General features: G+C 39.6%; 17 protein-coding genes, 1 pseudogene and 1 riboswitch. Of the genes and pseudogenes, 4 read left to right on the forward strand and 14 right to left on the reverse strand.

What is annotated here, in order from left to right; genetic code table 11:
• Positions 1 to 123 precede the first annotated feature (123 nt).
• On the reverse strand, positions 124 to 1,470 hold the full coding sequence (locus tag V7L95_RS06780) for an amino acid permease (protein WP_326114769.1): 1,347 nt from the start codon (positions 1,468 to 1,470) through the stop codon (positions 124 to 126).
• A 162-nt stretch (positions 1,471 to 1,632) separates the two neighbouring features.
• Positions 1,633 to 1,712, reverse strand: a riboswitch (glycine riboswitch).
• Between the two features lie 276 nt (positions 1,713 to 1,988).
• Here V7L95_RS06780 and V7L95_RS06785 point away from each other — a divergent pair.
• From V7L95_RS06785 to V7L95_RS06795, 3 genes are all read left to right on the forward strand, one after another.
• Entirely contained in the window at positions 1,989 to 3,005 is a 1,017-nt protein-coding gene (locus tag V7L95_RS06785; protein ID WP_125589233.1) for a LacI family DNA-binding transcriptional regulator, read from the forward strand.
• 648 nt (positions 3,006 to 3,653) lie between these two features.
• On the forward strand, positions 3,654 to 4,835 hold the full coding sequence (locus V7L95_RS06790) for an MFS transporter (protein ID WP_017359938.1): 1,182 nt from the start codon (positions 3,654 to 3,656) through the stop codon (positions 4,833 to 4,835).
• Between the two features lie 18 nt (positions 4,836 to 4,853).
• The gene (locus tag V7L95_RS06795) at positions 4,854 to 5,756 is read left to right on the forward strand and encodes a shikimate 5-dehydrogenase (RefSeq protein ID WP_017368407.1); all 903 of its coding nucleotides are present in this window, start codon (positions 4,854 to 4,856) and stop codon (positions 5,754 to 5,756) included.
• A 46-nt stretch (positions 5,757 to 5,802) separates the two neighbouring features.
• Here V7L95_RS06795 and V7L95_RS06800 read toward each other — a convergent pair whose 3' ends face one another.
• The 10 genes and pseudogenes from V7L95_RS06800 to V7L95_RS06845 form a co-directional block, all read right to left on the reverse strand.
• Positions 5,803 to 6,996: an MFS transporter gene (locus tag V7L95_RS06800; RefSeq protein WP_076821457.1), complete on the reverse strand. Its 1,194-nt coding sequence runs from the start codon at positions 6,994 to 6,996 to the stop codon at positions 5,803 to 5,805.
• A 330-nt stretch (positions 6,997 to 7,326) separates the two neighbouring features.
• A complete protein-coding gene (gene ascB / locus V7L95_RS06805) occupies positions 7,327 to 8,796 on the reverse strand; it encodes a 6-phospho-beta-glucosidase (RefSeq protein ID WP_017359940.1) in 1,470 nt (489 codons plus the stop codon).
• A 13-nt stretch (positions 8,797 to 8,809) separates the two neighbouring features.
• Positions 8,810 to 9,658 carry a PRD domain-containing protein gene (locus V7L95_RS06810; RefSeq protein ID WP_017359941.1) on the reverse strand — a complete coding sequence of 283 codons (849 nt, stop codon included), beginning with the start codon at positions 9,656 to 9,658 and terminating at the stop codon, positions 8,810 to 8,812.
• A gap of 35 nt (positions 9,659 to 9,693) precedes the next feature.
• On the reverse strand, positions 9,694 to 11,568 hold the full coding sequence (locus tag V7L95_RS06815; protein ID WP_017359942.1) for a beta-glucoside-specific PTS transporter subunit IIABC: 1,875 nt from the start codon (positions 11,566 to 11,568) through the stop codon (positions 9,694 to 9,696).
• Positions 11,569 to 11,981: 413 nt separating this feature from the next.
• Positions 11,982 to 12,476 (reverse strand): hypothetical protein, encoded by a 495-nt coding sequence (locus V7L95_RS06820; RefSeq protein ID WP_017359943.1) that lies wholly within the window; start codon positions 12,474 to 12,476, stop codon positions 11,982 to 11,984.
• Positions 12,477 to 13,162: 686 nt separating this feature from the next.
• On the reverse strand, positions 13,163 to 13,525 hold the full coding sequence (locus tag V7L95_RS06825) for a hypothetical protein (protein WP_046527526.1): 363 nt from the start codon (positions 13,523 to 13,525) through the stop codon (positions 13,163 to 13,165).
• Positions 13,526 to 13,975: 450 nt separating this feature from the next.
• Positions 13,976 to 14,550, reverse strand: a pseudogene (locus V7L95_RS06830) (pre-toxin TG domain-containing protein); the annotation flags it as partial.
• Between the two features lie 236 nt (positions 14,551 to 14,786).
• Positions 14,787 to 15,104: a hypothetical protein gene (locus tag V7L95_RS06835; RefSeq protein ID WP_017359949.1), complete on the reverse strand. Its 318-nt coding sequence runs from the start codon at positions 15,102 to 15,104 to the stop codon at positions 14,787 to 14,789.
• Positions 15,105 to 15,125: 21 nt separating this feature from the next.
• The gene (locus V7L95_RS06840; RefSeq protein WP_285850665.1) at positions 15,126 to 16,718 is read right to left on the reverse strand and encodes a T7SS effector LXG polymorphic toxin; all 1,593 of its coding nucleotides are present in this window, start codon (positions 16,716 to 16,718) and stop codon (positions 15,126 to 15,128) included.
• 201 nt (positions 16,719 to 16,919) lie between these two features.
• Positions 16,920 to 18,155 (reverse strand): TerD family protein, encoded by a 1,236-nt coding sequence (locus tag V7L95_RS06845; protein WP_017359951.1) that lies wholly within the window; start codon positions 18,153 to 18,155, stop codon positions 16,920 to 16,922.
• 161 nt (positions 18,156 to 18,316) lie between these two features.
• Between V7L95_RS06845 and V7L95_RS06850 the strand changes: the two genes are divergently transcribed.
• A complete protein-coding gene (locus V7L95_RS06850; RefSeq protein ID WP_089374158.1) occupies positions 18,317 to 18,478 on the forward strand; it encodes a hypothetical protein in 162 nt (53 codons plus the stop codon).
• Positions 18,479 to 18,483: 5 nt separating this feature from the next.
• On the opposite strand, the gene V7L95_RS06855 is transcribed toward V7L95_RS06850, so the two are convergent.
• The 3 genes from V7L95_RS06855 to V7L95_RS06865 form a co-directional block, all read right to left on the reverse strand.
• Positions 18,484 to 19,464: a restriction endonuclease gene (locus tag V7L95_RS06855; protein WP_017359952.1), complete on the reverse strand. Its 981-nt coding sequence runs from the start codon at positions 19,462 to 19,464 to the stop codon at positions 18,484 to 18,486.
• A 173-nt stretch (positions 19,465 to 19,637) separates the two neighbouring features.
• Positions 19,638 to 21,077, reverse strand: a complete 1,440-nt coding sequence (gene bglA / locus V7L95_RS06860; protein ID WP_251185912.1) for a 6-phospho-beta-glucosidase BglA — start codon at positions 21,075 to 21,077, stop codon at positions 19,638 to 19,640.
• Positions 21,078 to 21,086: 9 nt separating this feature from the next.
• Positions 21,087 to 22,985, reverse strand: coding sequence for a beta-glucoside-specific PTS transporter subunit IIABC (locus V7L95_RS06865; protein ID WP_265786175.1), 1,899 nt, complete (start codon positions 22,983 to 22,985; stop codon positions 21,087 to 21,089).
• Positions 22,986 to 23,045 lie beyond the last annotated feature (60 nt).

Below are 23,045 nucleotides of genomic sequence, written 5' to 3' on the forward strand. Positions count from 1 at the left end.
AGTATAAAAATAACACCAAATAATATTATACCCAATCTTATCCTCCTCCCCCTAAATATTTCTAAGATTATTACGATTCATAAGAAAAAAGGATTCAAAAAAAAGCCTATTACGGCTTTTTCATTAAACAGCACGGCGTTTCTTTCGTGCATAAATCAAAAATAGGAACCCAAACCATACGGGTGTCAATAACAGGGCTGGCCGTGTTGCATCAGCGAAAAGCATGATGACAAGAATGGAAGCAAAGAGCACAAGAACCGCTATATTCACAAAAGGTGTAAATGGCGCTTTAAAGGTAGACGCCTTATGCAGTTCAGGACGTGTCTTCTTATATTTCAGATGGCATATTAAAATAATACTCCATACCCAAATGAAACAAATGGCACTGATCGTTGTCACAATACCAAAGGCTTGTTCAGGAATCAGCTTGCTTAAAAGAGCCCCTACTGACACCACAATTGTCGAAACAAACAGGGCATTACTTGGAACAGCATGCTTATTTAGTCGGCCAAAAGATGCCGGTCCTTGTTTTTGATGACTGAGATTATACAAAATTCGGCTCGTTGAGAACATACCGCTATTACAAGCAGACGCCGCAGATGTCAGGACGACAAAGTTGATGAGTCCCGCCGCTACTGGTATCCCAATGAGCCCAAAGGTTTTCACAAAAGGACTTTCTGATGCACTGAGTTCTGTCCATGGGTTGATGCATAGTAATACAAAAATCGCACCTACATAGAAAAATAGAATTCTTAATGGAATTTTATTAATTGCAGACGGGATATTTTTTTGCGGATTCGCTGTTTCTGCTGCTGACACACCGACAAGTTCCACGCCCACATACGCAAAAATCACCATCTGGAATGACAATAAGAAGCCTGTCACACCATTTGGAAATAATCCTCCGTGTGACCACAGATTCGTTACCGTCACGGGCCCTGCATCTGTTTGAAAACCAATGATTAACAGGACAATTCCAACGCCAATCAACAGTAATATCGTAATCACTTTAATCAGTGCAAACCAAAATTCCATTTCTCCAAAAAGCTTCACCGTTAATAAATTAAATCCTAGCAAAATCAATAAACAAATAATAGCAGGAATCCACTGCGGAATATCAAACCAGTACTGCACATACACCCCGACCGCAATAACATCCGCCATCGCTGTCATAATCCAGCAAAACCAATACGTCCATCCTGTCACAAAGGAAGCCCATGGTCCAAGATAATCCTCTGCTATATCCGTTAAAGACTGATAGCCCGCCTTAGATAAGAGCAATTCTCCAAGTGCCCTCATGACAAAAAAGATGGCCATTCCGACAATTAAGTACGCAAAAATGATCGATGGTCCTGCCAATTGAATAGCCTTTCCAGACCCTAAAAACAGCCCAGTTCCAATCGTTCCGCCAATGGCAATTAATTGAACATGACGGTTTGATAAATCTCGCTTTAACTCTTGTTGTGCCAATTTCAACACCCTCCTACGACACGATCCTATACTGAAATAATGAACTCTCAAAAAGTCCATAAAAAAAGAGATTGGATGCGCTCCAATCTCACGGTCATAAAAGAATAGCAAAATAGAGAAAAGCAATACACAGTATGATCTATGCATCACAAATACAATATTTCGTACTCTTCTGTCCTTTTGCCTGAGATTGTGAACCCTTCGGCGCCGCACATACATGCGGTCTCTCCAGAAGCTGCTCCTGCCATAGTGTGACCCACAGCAATCATAGCCTTCGATATTTACTTTAAATGTTGCTATTTCTGAATAATTTTATATTTTACGCCTCTAAAAGAAAGCTGTCAATGGTAATCTTTTAAGATGTTGTTTCCTCCTTATCTGAAGCCGATATGACATCACTTCATCAACACCCCTTGATTAAGGTATAATGAAACAAAGAATGTTCGGCTAGTTTGGTGGAGACATCCATCTTGATGATGAACCATAGTTAGGCAATCCAATGAAGTTGGTGAAGACAAATGAAAAAAATGAACAAACAGCGTGTGACATTACAAGAAGTCGCTCGGCATGCCGGTGTATCGACTTCAACGGCCTCACTCGTTGTTCGCAACAACCCTAGGATCTCTGAAGCCACCCGGAAAAAAGTGCTGCAATCCATGGAGGATTTGGGATACGTGTACGATCGCGTCGCTGCTAACATGCGGTCGAAAAGTTCAAATATTGTAGGTGTGATCGTCACGGATATTTCAAACACCTTTATTTCTGAATTTTTAATCGGTGTGCAAACCACACTTGAATCACTTGGCTATACCGTTTTACTTGGGACAACCTTTGATAGTGTAGATAAGCAGGAGCGGCTCATCTCCACAATGGTAGAGCACCGAGTGGGTGGAATTATCTTAAATCCAGCATCGAAAAGTTCGACACGAACGGTGAAACAATTAAACAACATTCGCACACCAAAAGTATTGGCAAATCGTGAATTAGCAGATGTCCATTGTGATTATGTCGGTGTTGATTATGAACAAGGCACTTGGATGGCGGTCCGTCATCTTCTTCAAAAAGGACATCGCCGCATCGCCTTCTTAGGTGGAATCAAATCCTCCTCAACTTGGATTGAACGGATGAAAGGGTTCAAAAGAGCCCATGATGATGAAGACTTAACGATAGATGAATCTCTTATTATCGATATGGTGCCTACCCGTGAAGGCGGGAAAGAAGCCCTTGCCCAAGTGATTGACCTTCCCGAACCACCTACTGCTATTTTTTGCTTCAGTGATTTAGTGGCGTTTGGGGTGATTCAAGAATTGGCAGCGCGTGACATCAAGCCTGGTGAAGACATTGATGTAGTTGGGTTCGATAACATCCCTGAAGCGGAGATGTATCACCCGCCGCTCACCACAGTCTCATCATTTCCACGATCCATTGGAGTCAAAGCAGCCAACCTTTTGTATCATAAAATGAACGAGCAGGATGAAGAACTGCAGCGATTGATATTAAAGCCTCAACTTCATATTCGAGAAACCTCGACATGATCATGAAAAGGAGAATTGCAAAGCGATTCTCCTTTCAGATTGTTGACAAAGGGCTAAAATGAACTTTATTTTAGCCCTTTGTCTTCTTTTCAGCGTGATAGAAAACCTTTGCAGTCTAGGAAGGACGAGCACCGGAGCAGAGCGAATTTGACATTCGTGAGCACCGGAGCGCAGGACTGACAAAGAATGCGAGGGTTTGTCTACACGCTGAAAGGAGAATTGCAAAGCGATTCTCCTTTTTTTATTGAGCAAGTCAACTATTTCTTTATTACATTTTTCTTTTTTTAAATCGCAAAGTCATAAACTTGACACATTTTATACACAGGAGTATATTTATCTCGTTGCTTCTTTTAGTATATCGTTATACCTTTTGTGAACATATCGTTATTTATGATATCAACTACAGTTAAAGATGGATCTTTTGATTCTGATCAAATCGAGGAAGTCCATCAACTTATGATAACTGTTATTATTTTTAATTATTTAGTAGAACGATGTACTTATTTGAAGAACAGATGAATATTCATTATTTTTTCATCAATCACACAAGGGGTGTTGTGATGGACTTAATATTATTTACGTTTAAGGAAATAACAAAGGGTAACAAGAATTTGGCCCGAACAGGGTTTCAAATATAGGAGTGGGAACATGAAAAATCCATACATTAAATCATCACTTGGCATGTATTTAAACTACTTCATGCTAGGCATGATCAATATTATTGTGGCATCAAACATGGAAAGCTTATCTGAACGCTACCATGTAGATATTCCAAAAATCAGCTTGCTTGTATCAGCAATCGGGATCGGTAAATTAATTGCTCTCTTTTTCTCTGGCCGGCTTGCAGACAGCTGGGGGCGAAAACCTGTCATTATTACAGGTAACTTTCTTTACTTATTATTCTTAATTGGGATTCCAACAACGACCAATTATACATTGGCTTTCATTTTTGCCATTTCCGCAGGGATTGCAAACTCATTGCTTGATTCAGGAACATATCCTGCTTTGACAGAGTCATTTCCTAAAAAAGCAAGTTCAGCTTCTGTATTAGTGAAGGCGTCTGTATCAATTGGTGCGACTGTTCTTCCATTTATCTTGGCATTCCTTATTGCACATGACATCTTCTGGGGCTGGGCATTCTTTGGTCTAGGACTTCTTTATTTACTTGTAGGCATTTACTTGATCTTTATGCCGTTCCCAGATCATAAACAAACGGCTTCTCAAAACGATCTTCCCGTTCAAGAGCAAATGAAGGAAGAACCGAAAATGTTTGGTGAAGGTCTAGCTGTTGTACTTATGGGATTCACGTCTACTGCATTATTTGTTGTATGGCAAACTTGGCTTCCACAGCTCGGGTTGAAATTGATTGGGCTTGGCTCAGGACAAGCGACGCAGCTTCTTTCTTATTTTAGTATTGGTGCACTCGTATCTGTTCTATTGCTTTCAATCGTATTAGATAAATTCATTTCACCAATTATGGTCGCTATTATTTACCCAATCGGGGCATTCCTTGCCATGCTTTCACTATTTCAAATTGAAACGTACGGCATTGTCATTGTTAGTACCTTTTTCTTAGGATTATTTACAGCCGGCATTTTCCAGTTGGCGATGAGTATTATGATGAAATTATTCCCTACAAACAAAGCAACGGCTTCATCATATGTCAACATTGCGGCAAGTTCAGCGTTTATCCTTGTTCCGCTGATTACAAGCGGACTCGTTAGCACGTACGATATTAAAATGACTTTATTCTTCGATATGATCATTGCGGTCATCAGCGTATTGTTAGCAGTCTTTGTTTTACGACGCATGAAAAAATTGTTTAGATAATTAAAGGAGATGTCAATCATGACAAACATACACGAACGTAATATTGATGGAAAAACAAAATTAGTCGGTCTTCTTGCAACACCAATCGGGCACAGCCTGTCACCACGGATGCACAACCTTGGCTATACACTAACAGGAATCAACTATGCTTACCTTGCTTTTGAGGTAGGAAATGATGAACTAGAAGCAGCAGTAAACGGGATGAAAGCAATGGGTGCAGCTGGATTTAACGTATCCATGCCGAACAAAATGAAAGTACTTGATTACTTAGATGAACTAGATGATTCTGCAAGACATACTCGAGCAAGCAACACAGTTGTAAACAAAGATGGCAAGCTGGTTGGCTACAACACAGATGGTCTTGGTTACGTAAGAAACTTAATTGAACATGGCGTTGAATTAGCTGGACAAAAGGTTACACTCGTTGGATCTGGCGGCGCTGCAACTCCGATTGCCATTCAGCTTGCACAATCAGGTATTCGTGAAATTAGTATTTTTGCTCGTAATGATCAATACTTTGTTCAAGCAGAGGAAAATGTAAATTACATCAACAACGAAATGAAATCATTCGGTGTCAAAGCGAATATCTTCCCACTTGAAGACAAAGACGCTTTCCGTCGTGAAGTAGCTGAAAGTGCGATCTTAGCAAACGGGACAAGCCTTGGCATGAAACCATTAGATGAGCTTAGCATTATTGACGATACCCTTGATGTATTACGCAAAGACTTAATCGTGACAGATGTCGTCTACAACCCGCAAAAAACAAAACTTCTTGCTCAAGCACAAGAAGCTGGTGCCAAAACGATTAACGGTCTTGGCATGATGCTATGGCAAGGTGCCCTTGCGTACAAACTGTTTACTGGCGAGGATATGCCTGTTGAACAAGTGAAACAAATTCTATTTGAAAATGACCGTTTCTAAACGAAACACAGAAAAAAGACGACCTCCGCTTTGGAAGTCGTCTTTTTTATTCGTGTATCATCACACGGCGATATCGATAAAGGATATACACCGCGCCAAGGATCGCCACAACAGCCACACCCGCATCAAATATAAAGATTTGCAAAATCGTCGAGTGGGTTTCGATCAAACCAGTGACGACCGGAATCACAATGGCGGACACTCCGCCTGCTGTTGAGATAATTCCTGTCATCGTCCCTTTGTTTTTCCAGAAGAACTCAGCCATTACGGTTAACGTCAGCTGAAAGACACCCGCTGTTGAAAAGCCCAATACAAATGCATTGACGGTCCCGATGACTGGAGACTTCACGACCAATAGCACACAGATAGAGGCTAATGTAATAATCGGATAGAGTAGCAGCACGGTGACCGGACGAACAATACGGCGCAAAAGAAATGCGAGCAATAAGACAGACAGCAAACCGCCCATGCTATAGTAACTAAGCAGCTTCACAGCACTGCCAGAAGCCATCCCCAAAATTTCCTCACCGTACGTAGGCAGCCAAATTTGCGGCAAGGCGTACAGACCATTTGATGTAAAACTGATCACAATCAGTGCGACCCCTTCTCTCCAAAACGTAGGCTCTGATGAGAAGCGTGGAAGTTCATCATGCTCCGTCACCTGAACTTGCTCCACCTTGCGATGATTCGGAAATGGCAATGTCCACAGCATCATCACATTCACTAAATAGATAAAAGCAGGTACAAAAAACGCAAATCCATAAAACAGATCATGCTCTGCTAAAAAGAAAATAGCGAGCGGCAGAATGGTCGCCCCAATCGAAATAAACGCCTTCACCATCACATTTGCAGATCCCGAGTTTTGAGGAAAAGCTTCCATTAAAGCCGGATACGTCCCTGCATCCATCGCCGAATTCGCCACCCCTGCCAAAATCGCAAACGCAAACGCGATTTGATAATTCGGAGACAATGGGATTCCAATGAGGAACACCGCCATCAGCACCCCGGAAACCAAAATGACCGGCTTTCGTCCAAAACGATCTGACAGTACGCCCGATAGACCATACGTGAGCACCCTGCCAATACCGAGTGCAGATATCATATAACTTATCCCCGCACTATTTGTATCTAATTGTTTGATCAAAAATGGCATATTAGAAGCCAAAATAATATTGACCATACCTAATAAAAAATAATTGATATAAAGACTAGAAGCCGTTCTCAAATACGGATTCCTCATGCTGACACACCCCTCAACACATTGCAATGAAGTGACAAATAATGGTTACGCTTACAAGATTCATGCGTGAGGAGAAACAGCTTTGCAACCTTCACGTACTTGAAACATCTCATCATTTCATACAGCTAACATGCCCTTCATTTATCAAGCATCTCTTCAAATTTTCACTAGCTCTTATTTTATATGAATGTGAAAGGTAATGATAGTGAATTGCTTAAATTTGAGGGAAATGCATATCCATATGCATATCTTTTCTTTTACGAGCTGAAACATTCATCAATAAAAAATAGGAGTGGGTATACACCACTCCTTAAAAGATTTCTGACACATCTATTCGTTCATTTCCAGTCCATTTTGACGAATCACATTCTGGTACCAGTAAAAACTTTTCTTAGGTGTGCGATTTAATGTTCCATTTCCATCGTTATCTTGATCAACATGGATAAACCCATAACGTTTTTCCATTTCTGACGATGAATAGCTGATTAAATCAAGAATCCCCCAGCTCGTGTACCCCATCAATTCGACTCCATCCTCAATCGCTTCTAACATCTGCTGGAAATGCTGTTCATGATAACTAATACGATAATCATCATTGATCGTTCCATCCTGCTCCACCTGATCGTTTGCTCCTAATCCGTTTTCAACAATAAATAGCGGTAATTGATAGCGGTCGTATAGGTCATTTAAAGAAATACGAATACCAATAGGATCGATCTGCCATCCCCACTCACTCACTTCTAAATAAGGATTCTTTACGCCACCTATCGTATTTCCGCTGACCGTTTCCATCCCTTCACTGTTTTCAGTAGCAACAAGTGAATTGTAATAACTAAAAGAAATAAAATCGACGGTATGAACCTTTAATAACTCGTCATCTCCTAGCTGTTTCTCAATGTGAATGTTTTTTTCTTTGAACAGTCGATGGATAAAACGTGGATACTCCCCGCGCACCTGTACATCTGTGAAGAACATATTAAATTGATTGTTCTTCGATGCCTTTAAAACATCTTTTGGATTACAAGAATAAGGATACGTTGTTAATTTCGTCAGCATACAGCCAATTTTTGAACCCGGGATCATTTCATGGCAATACTTCACTGCCAGAGCACTTGCAACAAATTGATGATGTAGCGCTTGATAAACAGCCTGCTCTACATTATCAAAACGCTCTGACACGATTCCTCCACTTGTAAACGGATGGCGAACAATGCTATCAATTTCATTGAAAGTCAGCCAATACTTGACTTTATCTTTGTATCGATCAAATACCACTCGACTAAATTTCACAAAGAAATCAACAACAATGCGGTGAGACCATCCACCATATTGATTGACTAAGTATAGCGGCATTTCATAATGAGATAGCGTAACGAGTGGTTCAATATCATGTTTCTTCATTTCATCGAATAAGCGGTCGTAAAACAATAATCCCGCTTCATTCGGCTCTTCTTCATCTCCCTTTGGAAAAATACGTGTCCAGGCAATCGAGACACGCAACGTCTTTAATCCCATCTCTTTGAAGAGCGCCATGTCTTCTGGATAACGATGATAAAAATCGACACCTCTTCGTTTCGGATAACCTTCAGCGGTATCTGCACGCATCGCTTGTTGAATTTGTTCTTCATCCACTTTATTGTGCTTTTTATAGTCAGACTTGCTGAGGCCTTTTTTAAAAATCGCCACATCAGCAGTCGATAGCCCTTTTCCGTCTACATTCCATGCACCTTCTGCTTGATTAGCCGCAATAGCGCCACCCCATAAAAAACCTTCTGGAAACTTTCTAACTTGATTAGACATCTCTCTTCCTCCCTTAAGACGATCCATTATTTCTTAAAACCACTCGATTGACATGAATAATTAAATACATTTTTTCGTCATTGGATATGGTGTAATCCACATTTGTTTTAATATATTTCTCGATTTTCTCCACACATTTCACTTCTTCAGGGTATTTCCTCATGATTTGATCGATTAAATCATGGTCATCTGTTTCAAGCATTTTGTTCTCCAGCAACCGCTGAACAAAGAACTGTAAATGTGTTAAAAACCTGGAGTAATTAATCGTATCTGTTGGAATATCGATCTTATAATGCATTTTAATGATGTTTAGAATATCTTTGACCATATTGGTCATCATCACGATTTGATTCAAATTGTCTTCTGTCTGCTGCGCATTTACTAGATGAAAAGCAATATTCGCTGCTTCTTCTTCCGGTAATTGAATACCTAGTTGTTTTTTTATTAGATCGAGTGCGTGCATACCAATGCTAAATTCCTCGGGGTAAAATTTCTTCACTTCCCAAAGCAGGCGATTTTGTATCGTGAGATGTTCCTTAAAGCGCTTTGTAGCCATAAAAAGGTGATCTGTTAGAGAAATATAAAGATGCTCATTTAAGTGTGTGGATAATCGATGCTTCGCATAGGAAATAATCTCATCCGTTATGATTAAAAATTCCTCTGGAGTCTCTCTCATGAGCTCAGCTAAATCATTTGACGTGCTTTGATCTTCTAGCACATAAATCTTTTGTATATCTTCCTCTTGAATAAGACTGCCAGGCTTATTTTTAAACCCGATCGCCTTCCCCATTACGATGATTTCCTTTCCATCATCTCGTTTAGCGAGAACCACACTGGTATTCAGCACTTTTATAATTTCCATACCATATCACCTTCCTGGTTACATTCAAAATCTATTTATAAGACAGTTAAAAGTGGCTGCTGATGACCAGAAGGATTGGTTTTTCCCTCTTGGGTTAAAATTTCTAAATAATCAGCCGAATTTGTAATGATCACTGGTGTTGTTGTGTCATAACCAGCCTTTTGTATACTCTGATCATCAAATTCAATTAAAAGCTGGCCTTGCTTTACTGTATCACCTTTTTGAACATGTGAAGTAAAATGTTGTCCATTTAAGTTAACGGTATCAATCCCAATATGAATAAGAACTTCAACACCTAAGTCTGACTTTAGACCAATCGCATGATTTGTATGGAAAATCATTTCTACTTGCCCATCAAATGGAGCTACTACTTTTCCATCGCTAGGTTGGATCGCTGCCCCCTTACCCATCACTTCTTCAGAAAATACTTTATCATTTACTTTCGCTAATGGGATGACAGCTCCTTTGATCGGTGCATAAATGACCTCACGATTTCTTGTGTTTTCTGTTGTAGAGATAGGCTCATTGCTCTTCTGGACGACTTCATTTTCTGCATCTTTAAAGCCAATGATGTAAACAGCAATAAATGCGACTACCGCTGAAATGACTGCACCAATAATGGCAAACGTAAAGTTTGAAGTCCCTTTTTCAATGAAAATCGGCATAGTGGCAATTCCAGGTGAAACCATGACAAACGCTTTCAGTTTAATTAATCCAACAAATATACCTGAAACCCCTGCTCCAATCATACATGCAAGTAATGTTTTCTTAAGCTTTAAATGGACACCGTATAATGCAGGTTCTGTGATGCCAAATAAAGCAGAAATTCCTCCGGACATCGCAATTTGTTTTAACTTAGGATCTTTTGTTTTAAATGAAACTGCCAAAGCACCTCCACCTTGTGCAAAATTCGCCGCTAACATGGCTACTCCAATGAGCGCATCATATCCAGGCGAAGCAAGGGAAGCGATAACAACTGGATAGAACACCTTCTGCATGCCAAACATCACGATAAAAGGTAAGAAAACAGCTAAAATTGCAACAGCCGCCCATCCCGCAGTTTGTTGTATCCATAGCACTCCCGCTGCTAACCCTGCGCCCAGATACATACCGAGCGGCCCTAGAAACAGTAAACCAATCGGCGCGACAATGATCATTGTGATTAAAGGAACCATAAAAATTTTGACGGGTCCCGGTGATAATTTATCCGCAAGCCTTTCAACATAGGACATAAGCCAAACAATCAATATAATTGGAATAACCGATGCGCCATAAGATACAGCTTTCAAGGGTATTCCAGCAAAAGCAACTGGATCGCCACTGCTAAACAAAGCTGTTAAGTTAGGATGTAATAAAACCCCAGCCAAAGCCATGGATACCATAGGGTTTGTGCCAAATTTTTGCGAGCTTGTATAGGCTAACAAAATCGGCAAGAAGAAGAACGCCGCATCTGAAATGATTTTCAACACCAAATAGGTCTGGCTATCTTCTTTCATCAAATTCAGCATCGGCAACAAAATCAACAAAGCCTTCAACATACCAGCACCGGCAATTGCAGGGATAATTGGTGCAAAAATGCCAGTGATTAAATTGGCAAAACGATTGAAGTATCCTTTGAAGCTATGATCTTTATTCTGGACAATTTGCCCGCTTGCTTCTGGGTTGTGATCAATAAGCTTTGCAAATTCTTTATAGACATAACCTACATCATTTCCAATAATAATTTGATACTGACCTGCTGTATCCGCTACTTGAATAACGCCATCAAGACGACTAATTTCTTCAGAGTTTGCACGTGAAGAGTCTTTTAATGTCAGCCTTAATCTCGTCATACAGTGGATCGCATTTTGAACATTTTCACTTCCACCAATATGCTTTAGAATGTCTTGAGCTAAGTCTTTATGGTTCATCAAAGTCACCGCTTTCATTTTTAATTATAGGAGCTCAGGCAACAAAAAAAGACCTGGATTGGGTGGGAATATACAAATACAGATATCCCATCCAATCTAGGTCTTGCCTGCCGAACAGTAACACGCCTTATTGAATGTACGCATTATTCTATTTTTAGCTTTTCATCGTTTCATGAAACCGCTTTTAACATGTTAATATCACTATAGTAAGTAATTTTTTAAACAAAAGCAACATTTTTCTTAAAAATCAAATAAAAAATGAATAAATATAGATCAAAGAGTCTGTTTTTATCAACCAAATGTACCTTTTCAGATGACTGATAGAGTGAGAAAGAATAAAACAAACTAAAAACGATGTCAACCTGACACCATTGAGAAACCCTGACTATCAAGAAAACCTTATCTCTTCGTCTCTACATCCCACTTTTAATCTCACAGCCCCAAATACTAAACTCATAAAAATATTCTGTACGCTCTATGCATAATCCAAAATGAAAATCCTCTGCTATTAAAATGAAATCTCCGTATCCACTTAAAAACTTGGTTTGCTCAAGAAGTTGATTTAAATGATGAAACACTTCATCCACATTCACTAAAAGCGCTTCAATTTCATGATCTCGGAAAAAAAGCAATCTCCCTTGTTTAGGAGTCTCTTTTATCCTCCCGACCATTTCATTTAACATTTGTGTAGACTTTTCAATATGCTCTAGATCGTTGTCTCCATGTATTTGACTTTTATGTTCTCTCGATTGCAGGAAAGTAAATACCTTCTGACAAAAAAATTGATTCTCTTCGACCTCCAAAAAAGGGGGTTCTGGAAGTGTCATATAGCTTAATTCGTTTATTAAGTGCTTTCTTCTGCTTTTTCTTTTTAAGGTTTCGATTTTTGTTTTTCCTTTATTATTCATAGGAGCACCTCCACAAGGCGTATAAACATTGCTCTCTAGACATCTCCCCTTTGAAAATTCCACCAGGCTACACGGTGGAATGAACTGATTTCTAGATAACTATGCTTTTTTTCAAAATTTCCGGATATAAATCTAGGAAATCAATATAAATGGGGACTTTGTATAATTAAATGTACGTAATAACGAATCTTATGTTGTTTAAAATCCGAATAAAAGTGTAAATTAAATAATCTTGATCAGTATAAAACCAATCAAAGTACTATTTTTGTACCCTCTTCAATAGGATAACTTCTTAATGTATCAATACAAATCTCAAATAATTCAAATCCAATAAAATATGAAACTCATATTCATTGCACTCATTATCGAGACAGTACGCAATTTTTCGCTGCCACTCTATCGGTTTATTGAGTACCTGTTTTGATAGTTCTCCCCAATCGTTTAGGCTAAAATACGAGAGTATCTCACTTACTAGTATATACCCTTCATCGTACCAAGAATCTACCGTTGTATCAGCGGATAAAATTTTATCCAGTTCTATATACATTTTTAATGCTCCAATGATGGTTCCACATATTTTGCTTTTTAAGCATTGTTTGGTTTTTATTCATTATAAGACCACCACCATAGAAACGGCAAAACAGAGAAGCAATAGCCTTATTAACCTCGTAGAAATACATACAGTTTTATTTCCACCAGTTATATGTAATTTCTTTTAAATGAAATTCTATAAAATCTATCACTTTGCTATAGTCATCAGAGCTAAACTCCTGAATAGGATTGTCCCAATCTGTATTTTTAACTATTAGAACAAGATAGTTGCCATCTGAAGATAAATCGGGATACCAACCTAAGTCCAATGTTATTGATGATTTCTCATGATAAAGCTGTAACAAACTTTCAGTGAACATAAACCATCTTTCATCTTCTGTTTCTAACTTTCTAGGGTCAATTTCCCAAAAATGATTATAACGGACATTCCAACCTTCAGTTATCCTCAAGGGATGAATGTTTACTTCCGGAATATCAAGTTTCACATGCTTTCTCATCTTTATCCGACCTCTTTGTTAATTTTATAGTTATTTTATTCCTAATTTGTTTAAATACTTATTTAATCTATCACCAGCTATTGGATGACCGTGATACACATTACCACTCGTTAGTTCTCCTCTAATCCAACTAGTAGATTTTCCATTATCATAACCAACAACTTTACCAGTATCATAAATGAAGTAAAAATTATTATTGCCATTATCAATGATATGCCCTCTTTGAAGAGCTTCTTTTTCTATCACTTTATTATTTATTTCAGGTAGGTATTGAGCATTTCGTCTTCCGGTTTCACTAAAACGTTTCGCTTCTTCGGCAGTTCTAGCCTTTAAATGCTTATTATCATGATGAGAATATACTGCACTATTTATCTTTATTCTAAAATCTTTTCTACCATAATAACTTTTATGAGCAATTTCATCATGCCTTTTTGAAATATTAGGTATACCTGAACTCTTTACACCCATCTTCCCATGAAACCCTTTTGCCCCAAACGGCAAAAGCATCCCAAGCGCTGCATTCATACTCGCTTCCTGCTGTTCTTTCGAGATCTTATTTCCAAACATATCTCGACCCGTAATCGCTTCGCTGAATCCGTTTGTGGCGTTGAGTCCATTAATCCTTTTTGAGATGTTTTCAGGGCGTCAAAAGACTTCTGTGATGTCTTGTAAATGTCTACCGCTCTTACTGCGGCTGAGGTGGCTTGAGTCGTTTTATAAACGGCTTTTCCGCCTTTGAAAATACCGCCCGCCCAGCCGACAATCGGGATGTAGCCTGCTGCTGCCATGCCTCCTGCGGCGACTCGCTGTCCTGCGGTGAGTTCTTCTCCTGTGATCGGATCGACACCTGTTGCGGCACGTTTTGCATCGTTTACGCCTGTCAGTTCATTGACGATATTTCCTCCGTAATCAAGAGCTTTTTCATACCACGGACGGTTGGCGAGCGCTTCTTGTTCCTTTGCAATCTTGCGGGCTTCTTCTTGATCTTTTTTGATTTTTAGATATTCAGAAGTTTGCTTCTCAATAGTGCTCAATGCGTTCGTTTTGCTTGTCTCTATCATACGATGATCCACTCAGGAAAAAAAATCACCATTTTATCGGTTTTTTCTCGGTATGAAGGCCAATAAACACAAAAACCTTGAAAGGCATATAGCCAGTCAAGGTATGATAACAATAACATTAAACAACTACTTCACCTACTGATTTATCTGAGAGAATATCATAATTGTTTTATATTTCTTTCTAATACAATAAGGCTATTTTAAAGTAACTCCACTCCAACTTGTTTATAAAATTTAACTTTTAACCTCTCTTCTTCGTCCACGTTCATTACCATAGCTTTTTCATCTTTTTTTATACTTGTTACATTATTAAAATCACCTGTAAATACTATAGAATCATTAAATGTAATACTTAGACTACTCGTTTGCTTATATACATCTAAAGTTAAAATCACCTTGAAATTTTGGTCATCTTTGTAAGTATAAATTAATTCTCCATCATCTATATTGCCTGTTATACTCACCGGCTCACTTTGAAAAAGTTCTAATAGATCATATTCATCATACTTAATAAACATTCGTATTCATCCTTTTATTAATTATTTCGGTATAACTGTGATAACATCGCCTGCTTCATTTATAATAACTTTAACATCCAGTGTTTCATGAACAAACGTTCCACTTCTATTACCAGGTATCTTTTTCGTATTCATTATAGCGTCTTCAATAACTGAAGGTGGAATATTTCTTGGATCAACATATTTTTTGATGAAATCACTAAATTCTTTTGTTTGTGGTTTAAACCCTAATTCTTCAGCTTTTTTAATTGCTCTACTTGTTAAAGTAGCTTTTACTTCAGGACTATCAGGTGCCATTCTTTCCAAAGCATGCTGAGAATAACTTCTTCCATTTATTTCTCCTCCGCCTTTTGACATATTCCAACCAATTTCACCCGTACCCTTAATCCCCATTTTACCATGAAACCCTTTCGCCCCAAATGGCAAAAGCATCCCCAAAGCCGCATTCATACTCGCTTCCTGCTGTTCTTTCGAGACTTTATTTCCAAACATATCTCGACCCGTAATCGCTTCGCTGAAGCCGTTTGTTGCGGTGAGGCCATATAAGCCTTTTTGTGATGTTTTCAGGGCGTCAAAAGACTTCTGTGATGTCTTGTAAATGTCTACTGCTCTGACTGCGGCGGACGTGGCTTGAGTCGTCTTATAAACGGCTTTACCGCCTTTGAAAATACGTCCTGCCCAGCCGACGATCGGGATGTAGCCTGCTGCTGCCATGCCGCCTGCGGCGACTCGCTGTCCTGCGGTGAGTTCTTCACCTGTGATCGGATCGACACCTGTTGCGGCACGTTTTGCATCGTTCACGCCTGTCAGCTCATTAACGATATTCCCACCGTAATCAAGGGCTTTTTCATACCACGGACGGTTGGCGAGCGCTTCTTGTTCCTTTGCGATCTTGCGGGCTTCTTCTTGATCTTTTTTGATTTTTAGATATTCAGAAGTTTGCTTCTCAATATCGCTTTTTGCCTTGTAGATTTCGCTATTTTGATACGCTTTTTTGTCAAAATTCATAGGAGAAATGGATTTTCCGTCACTTGTGGCATTGATCATTTCTGCGTACAATGCCATTGTAGCCTTCTCCTCAGTCTCTGACAAAGCATATTCATCTTTTAGATTTTGATCAAGTTCTATTAAATCTTTAACCGTTTTCTTCCGTTCATCTTCCGCATCTGCAATCTTTTCGTCAAAGGTTTTACTATCAAATACCTCTAGAGAAATGAGGTCATCAATATCTTGAAAAATCGTTTTGAGTGCCTTTTTTTGATCCTTCACGATGCTTTTGGCATTCTTGATTCCCATATGTACAGCGTTGTCTAAAAAGTGTTCTTCTACAAAGGTGTCGCCGCCAAAATTTGTATCATCAAGTGTCCCAGAAACACCTTCATGAAAGGCCTTTTGTTTATCAATGAGGCTAATAAATATGTCCACATTTCCGGCGAGTTCTTTGTAGAAACTTTTAATGTTATCGGCACCTTTTCCAGTGAAGTCGTCACCGAGGTTGGCAACACCTTGTAATGCCTTTTTTAAATCTATCATTTGTTCGCGGAGTTCCTGATAGTGTTTTGCCCTTGTATCCATGGCACTGGTTAGTGCTTTTGCATCAAGTATCTTGCCCAGAAGAAGCCACTCCCTCCATTATTGATCATAAAGTCTATTTTACCGTGACCTCCAAAACGGAAAAATAGGCTAAATGACATAAAAAATGGAATGGACTCTCTATTCAATTTACCCTCTCATTTGGATAAACGAGTTTATCCATTGTAGAGATATAGAAAAGGCCAGACAGTTCATTATACTCTGTCTAGCCACATGTTCACGTTACTTATAGTCATTGATTGGTCCTTTATCCATCAAAACATCGATCTCATTTGAATATTTCATTTTTAACTTCGGTCTACGCTCAGAGTTTGGTTTACTGTAAAGCTCTAGGGGACGGATGATCACGCCATCATTTGTGTTTTGAAGTATACCTGGAACACAAGAATAAATTCGATCATTGTCATTTGCATGTTTCGCGTAAATCGTGACAGACGTTCCTTGATGATTATCGATACTCATAGACACTCTATATCTATAGAAAGAACCTGTGCCATTTGATTGAGCAGAGTAAACAACGGGTACCACCGCAAGGATATCATCATTTAACCTTAGTTTAATGACTTCTGTTTTCATTGATTCACGATCTCTACCGACATCTCCCATATGCTCAACAGCCCCGTTACCGTAACTTTTGAGAGCGGGAACACCTTTTGCGCCAAACATGGCCACATCTATTTGTTTTCCTGACTTCGTATAGACCAACGCGTAAATATCATAATCGGTTCCAGACTCCCAAGATACTGTAGCCGTAATCTCTGGTGTTTTTTCAATGATGATCGGTTTATGACCTTTGTCTAGACTAATTTTACCTTGAACTTTCTCTAAGCTAATAGGTGCAGCGACTTTCTCTTTAGCGGCTGTGTTCATTGGAGCAGGCTCATTAATTTGTTTTTCAGAAACCATTGGAGGAGGTGTAGAAACATCCTGTTCATCAGGTTCAACCTCCACCCCATAAAGCTTGCATAGCCCTTCCAATCCAGAATCGAAGCCACGCCAGATGGATCGAGCTTTCGTTTCACTATTTCTTAAGTATAGCTCTACTACGACAATACCCTTTTCATTTGTAAAGCTTACTGGTGTTAGGTATAGGACCTCATCACCTGTTCGAATTTCTGCTTGCAGATTCTTCACATGAGAAAAGCCGATTCCTCGATCCTCTGTTAGTGTAATAGCCATCTTTGTGATTCCGACAGGCACTTTGCTCATATCAAAATTCAATTGATGTCTTTTCAACTGATCTGATATCTCTGCTGGTAAAAGTGTCGCGACACCCGTAGTACTCTCCGGCTGATTGTAAAAAATAATGCCATTATCTCCTTGAACTAGATCTGAATCTGTTAAGAGAAACGCCGTTAAAGAAATATCAATTGCAGACGAGACTTCATAACTGATGGATAATTGCCCCTTTGGAGAGTTTAATACGGTATTGGCACCCATTTGCAGAGTTTGATTCATTTCAACAACTCCTATTCTTTATCTACCATTTATCGTTTTTATAGACCAATTATACCGAATTATGTGATAGAATCTATTAAAACCTTTACCTCTTTTCAACCTCTACAATGATATGAGACAATGCCAACTAAAACCGCACTACTCTAGAAGGGAGAACCATTGTGTATAAATTAATTATTCCTGCTGTTATGGTGGTATTCAGTCTGTGGATTCTTCTTCAATTATCAATGAACATCAATATCTTTCAGAATCCAATGAACTATTTTACCTTCATTACCCTCTTTTTTCTTTGTATTCAGGAGTTATTGAAACATAGACAATAAAAAGATCACTCAGGTACATACACTTTTTTCAGAGGTAATAAGGATCTTGTCTCAGCTGGCATATGTTCATACCAATGTACAATAAGATTTACGAGTTCTTCTAAGTCCACTAGATGAACCTCATTATGCTTCGCAACAGCTTTTGCATGAGAAGTAAACCCACCAGTAGAAACAAATAAACTGTTAGCATTCATTGGATTAGCACCTAATAATTGCTGCACCTCTGGCGAACTGGCTGAATTTTTCCGATGCTTTACTTGTACTTTAATAATAGGCTTTTCAAATCCAAATGCATCTTTATAAGCTAATACATCCACACCGCCATCTGGCCCTTTGGGACTCACACGAACATTGTATGACATTGCTTGCAGTAAGCCTCCGACTAAGTCTTGCATTTGCCACGGGTCCAATTTATCTACTCTATCTTCAATCATGACAGTAGCTTTGCTGACTAAATCTTCGATAATTTCATCTTCTTCGGTTTCATCTTCAGGTGCTGATATAGATGTAGGGTTTTTGAGTAAATGTTCAATCTCTTTCCCCCAATCATCTACACGAAAAACAGTTGATATAGAACCGAGGCTGTTCTTAGCTGATTGACTGAGAGAATCTCGTTTAACTGCTATTGGTTCCCAATTTACCTGAATATGATTTGGATACATTTTATCTCCAACTGCTTCATCAAAAAAATGCGGAGCAATCACCGTACCTACTCGATATTCACGGCTTTCTTTTATGTACGTAATGATTCGATCTCCCTTTTTGATTTCTCTACTAAACCTCCATACCTGACTGACCCAGCTTCTTCTCGTAAAAGGTTTGTTCTCAGCGAATATGACATCAGCTCGAGCATTCATCTCTTGCTTTGTTTGATATTGTTTTGGATTACCTAATTTAGGCCACCCTATCGATGCAATGCCTTTCTCTTCCCAAATTGTAATTAATTCGTTTTGGTCACCCGCACGAACCATCCACCATTTCGTCATTTACTACCTCTCCCATTCCATCTATCTTCTCTTATTTTCATCATCAAATATTCTATCTAAATTATAAGACTTATTTCTTGTTAACAAAAGGATATGCGCACCATTTTTGTCGAAAGAAACACAAAAACCCGAACAAGCGAATCCCAAGCTCATCCGGGCCAGTCATTTCTTTATTACACTTCTTCACCATTCGTTGTGATGACGTTTTGATACCAAGTAAACGAATCTTTTTTAAGACGCTTCATTGAACCATTACCTTCGTTATCGCGGTCAACATAAATCATGCCGTAGCGTTTTTTCATTTCACCGGTTGTGAATGACACGATATCAATGATGCCCCAAGGTGTGTAGCCGATGAGGTCCACACCGTCATATTCAATCGCTTTTTTCAGTGCCTGAATATGAGAAGCGAGATATTGAATTCGCTCTGGGTCATGAATAGAACCGTCTTCTTCCACTTGATCAATGGCACCAAAGCCATTTTCCACAATGAATAGCGGGATTTGATAGCGATCGTAAAAACGATTCAATGTATACCTTAAACCTGTCGGATCAATGGACCAGCCCCAGTCACTTGATTTGATATACGGATTTTCTACACCATGTGGCAGTGCTCCATTGACAATGTCTCCGTTGTGATCAGATACTGCATCGCTTTTGACCGTTGTTGACATATAATAGCTAAAGCCAAGGTAATCTACTTTTCCTTTTCTTAAACTTTCTTCATCGCCTTCTTCAAATGGAATGTGATAGCCTTCGCGCTCAAATTCTTTTAACGCGTAGCTTGGATAGTAGCCACGCACTTGGACATCTGGGAAGAAATAGCGCTGTCTCATATATTCTTCTGCCAGCATGACATCCTCTGGGTTTGAGGAATATGGATAAATTGGCACGTGGGACACCATCGCTCCAATTTGAAAGGACGGATTGATCTCTTTTCCTTTTGCCACTGCCCATGCACTTGCAAGCAATTCATGATGTCCCGCTTGATACATGACTTCTTTGGCATTTTCGCCTTCGTTGACAGATACCCCTGAATTTGTCCAAAGGAACAACGGGTTGTTGACGTCCATTTTGTTATTGATTTCATTAAATGTCATCCAGTACGTGACCTTGTCCTTGTAACGATTGAAGCATACTTCCGCGAATTTCGCGAAATATTCAGCGACTGTTCTGCTTCGGAATCCGCCGTATTCTCTTGCCAAATGAAGGGGCATTTCAAAGTGAGACAGTGTAATGACAGGCTCGATGCCATGTTTAATCAGTTCATCAAACACATCATCATAAAACTGTAAGCCTGCTTCATTCGGCTCTTCTTCATCCCCTTTAGGGAAAATTCGGCTCCAGCCGATCGATGTTCGCAAGCATTTTAATCCCATTTCAGCAAACATGGCGATATCTTCTTTGTAACGATGGTAGAAATCAATGGCTTCATGGTTTGGATAAAAAGTTCCTTCTTCTATCGTTTCCGTGATCTGTCTTGGAACACCATGAGCACCTGCTGTCATGACATCTACAACACTCGGCCCTTTGCCAGCTGCATTCCATCCACCTTCGAATTGATGAGCGGCTAATGCCCCGCCCCATAAGAAATCTTTTGGTAAAGTCATTATCTATTCCTCCTATTTCACAATTGTCATCATGACGTCAGTTGGCTGACATGTCGAACGTTCCTCTACAATCACATCTTCGTATGCTTGGGTATTGGTAATGATAACAGGTGTGATTGTTTGTAATCCTTTGCTTTCAATTGCTTCCTGATCAAATGTCATCAACAAGTCACCCTTTTTCACCTTGTCGCCTTCTTTGATATTGAGTGTAAATGCCGATCCATCTAGAGAAACCGTATCAATTCCTACATGAACAAGTAACTCTACACCAAATTTAGAACGCAAACCAATCGCATGTTTTGTTGGTGCAAGCATGACGACACTGCCATCAAACGGTGCAAACAGTTTGTTATCGGTCGGATGAATGGCAAAGCCTTTCCCCATCGCACCAGAGCTAAATACGGCATCTGGTACTTCAGATAATGAAAGCACCTTTCCTGTAAGTGGAGCCGTGATCATTTCTTCATTGTTCATAGAAGCTTGTGTCGTTTCTCCATCTTGATCTTTAACAGGTGTTTCACCAGCTGGCTGGTCTACCGTATCTTCCCCATAACCGAACAATTGAATAAGCAGAACTGGTAAAATCAGCGCAATGGCCACACCAATCAAAATACCAATGATAGACGTTGGATAATCTGCACTGATTCCGTTCACAATCGTCAACGGACCCGGCAGCCCTGCATATGCAAAGTAATAGGGCGTAAAGAAACTGGCCACAATGGCACCGACCGCTCCAGAAATACACCCGAAAATAAACGGCTTTTTAAAACGTAAGGTGACACCGTAAATCGCAGGTTCCGTAATACCGAAGAGTCCTGTGATTCCAGCTGAAACCCCTACTTTCCGTGTTTCCCGATTTCTTGCTTTTAAAATAACTCCCAGCACCGCACCGACTTGAGCGATAACAGCGATGGTTTGATATGCCTGAAAGGAGTCACGTCCATATTGTTCAAAGTTCGCAAGTACCATTGGCGTGATGCCCCAGTGAACACCGAAAATCACGAGTACTTGCCAGAAACCGCCGATAATGGCCCCTGCCAGAGCTGGTACATTTTCAGCTAAGACATTGTATCCGTTTGCAATCCCATTTGCACCTGCTGTCGAAAGAGGACCGATTAATAGAATGGTTAACGGAACCATGACGACCATACATAGAAATGGGACAAATAGCGGTTTGACAACCTCATGAATTCGTTTGTTTAAGAATTTTTCTACATAAGAAAGAATCCATACTAAGAAAAGCGGCGGCAAGACGGATGATGTATAAACTGTTTCAGATAACGCAATTCCTAAAAAGGTCACACCTTCCCCTGATGCCACACGTCCGGCAACCTCTGTCCAAGCTGGACTGACAAGCGCTGCTGTACATGCAACCGCGATATACATATTCGTTTTAAAATGCTTGGCTGCAGTGATCGCAATAAAGATGGGCAAGAACGTAAACGGTGCCCAAGAAATAAAGCTAAACACTTCATAAGTGCCTGTTTTCGAGAAGCTTGGAAATATCAAATTTATTAAGATAAGTGCACCTTGCAAAATACCAGCTGCGGCTAAAATATACACAAATGGCGCAAACACAGCGGACATGGTCGCAATGACCCGATTCAGTATCGTTCCTTTGTTTTCATTCGGCTGATCATCATCCGACGTTTGGAGCTGAACAAGGTTGGAAAAATGCTCATATACCTCACCTACATGCTGACCGATCACAACCTGAAACTGACCACCGTTTTCCACCACTGTAATGACGCCAGGCATGGCGTTGATTGCTTCTTTTGCCTTTGGATTAGAGCGCTTCAGCACCAAACGCAGCCTCGTGGCGCATCTTGCGGCACTCACCACATTTTCCTCTCCGCCAACTGCTTCTAAGATGTCTTCTGCAAGCTTTTGATAATCCCTCACTTTTGACATATAAAACCCCCCTTTATCACCACTAGTATATGTACATTATAATTATACCGGTACAATTTA

It is taken from the genome of Bacillus sp. PPSBB_11 (assembly GCF_038023285.1).
GTDB classification, from domain to species: domain Bacteria; phylum Bacillota; class Bacilli; order Bacillales; family Bacillaceae; genus Bacillus; species Bacillus altitudinis.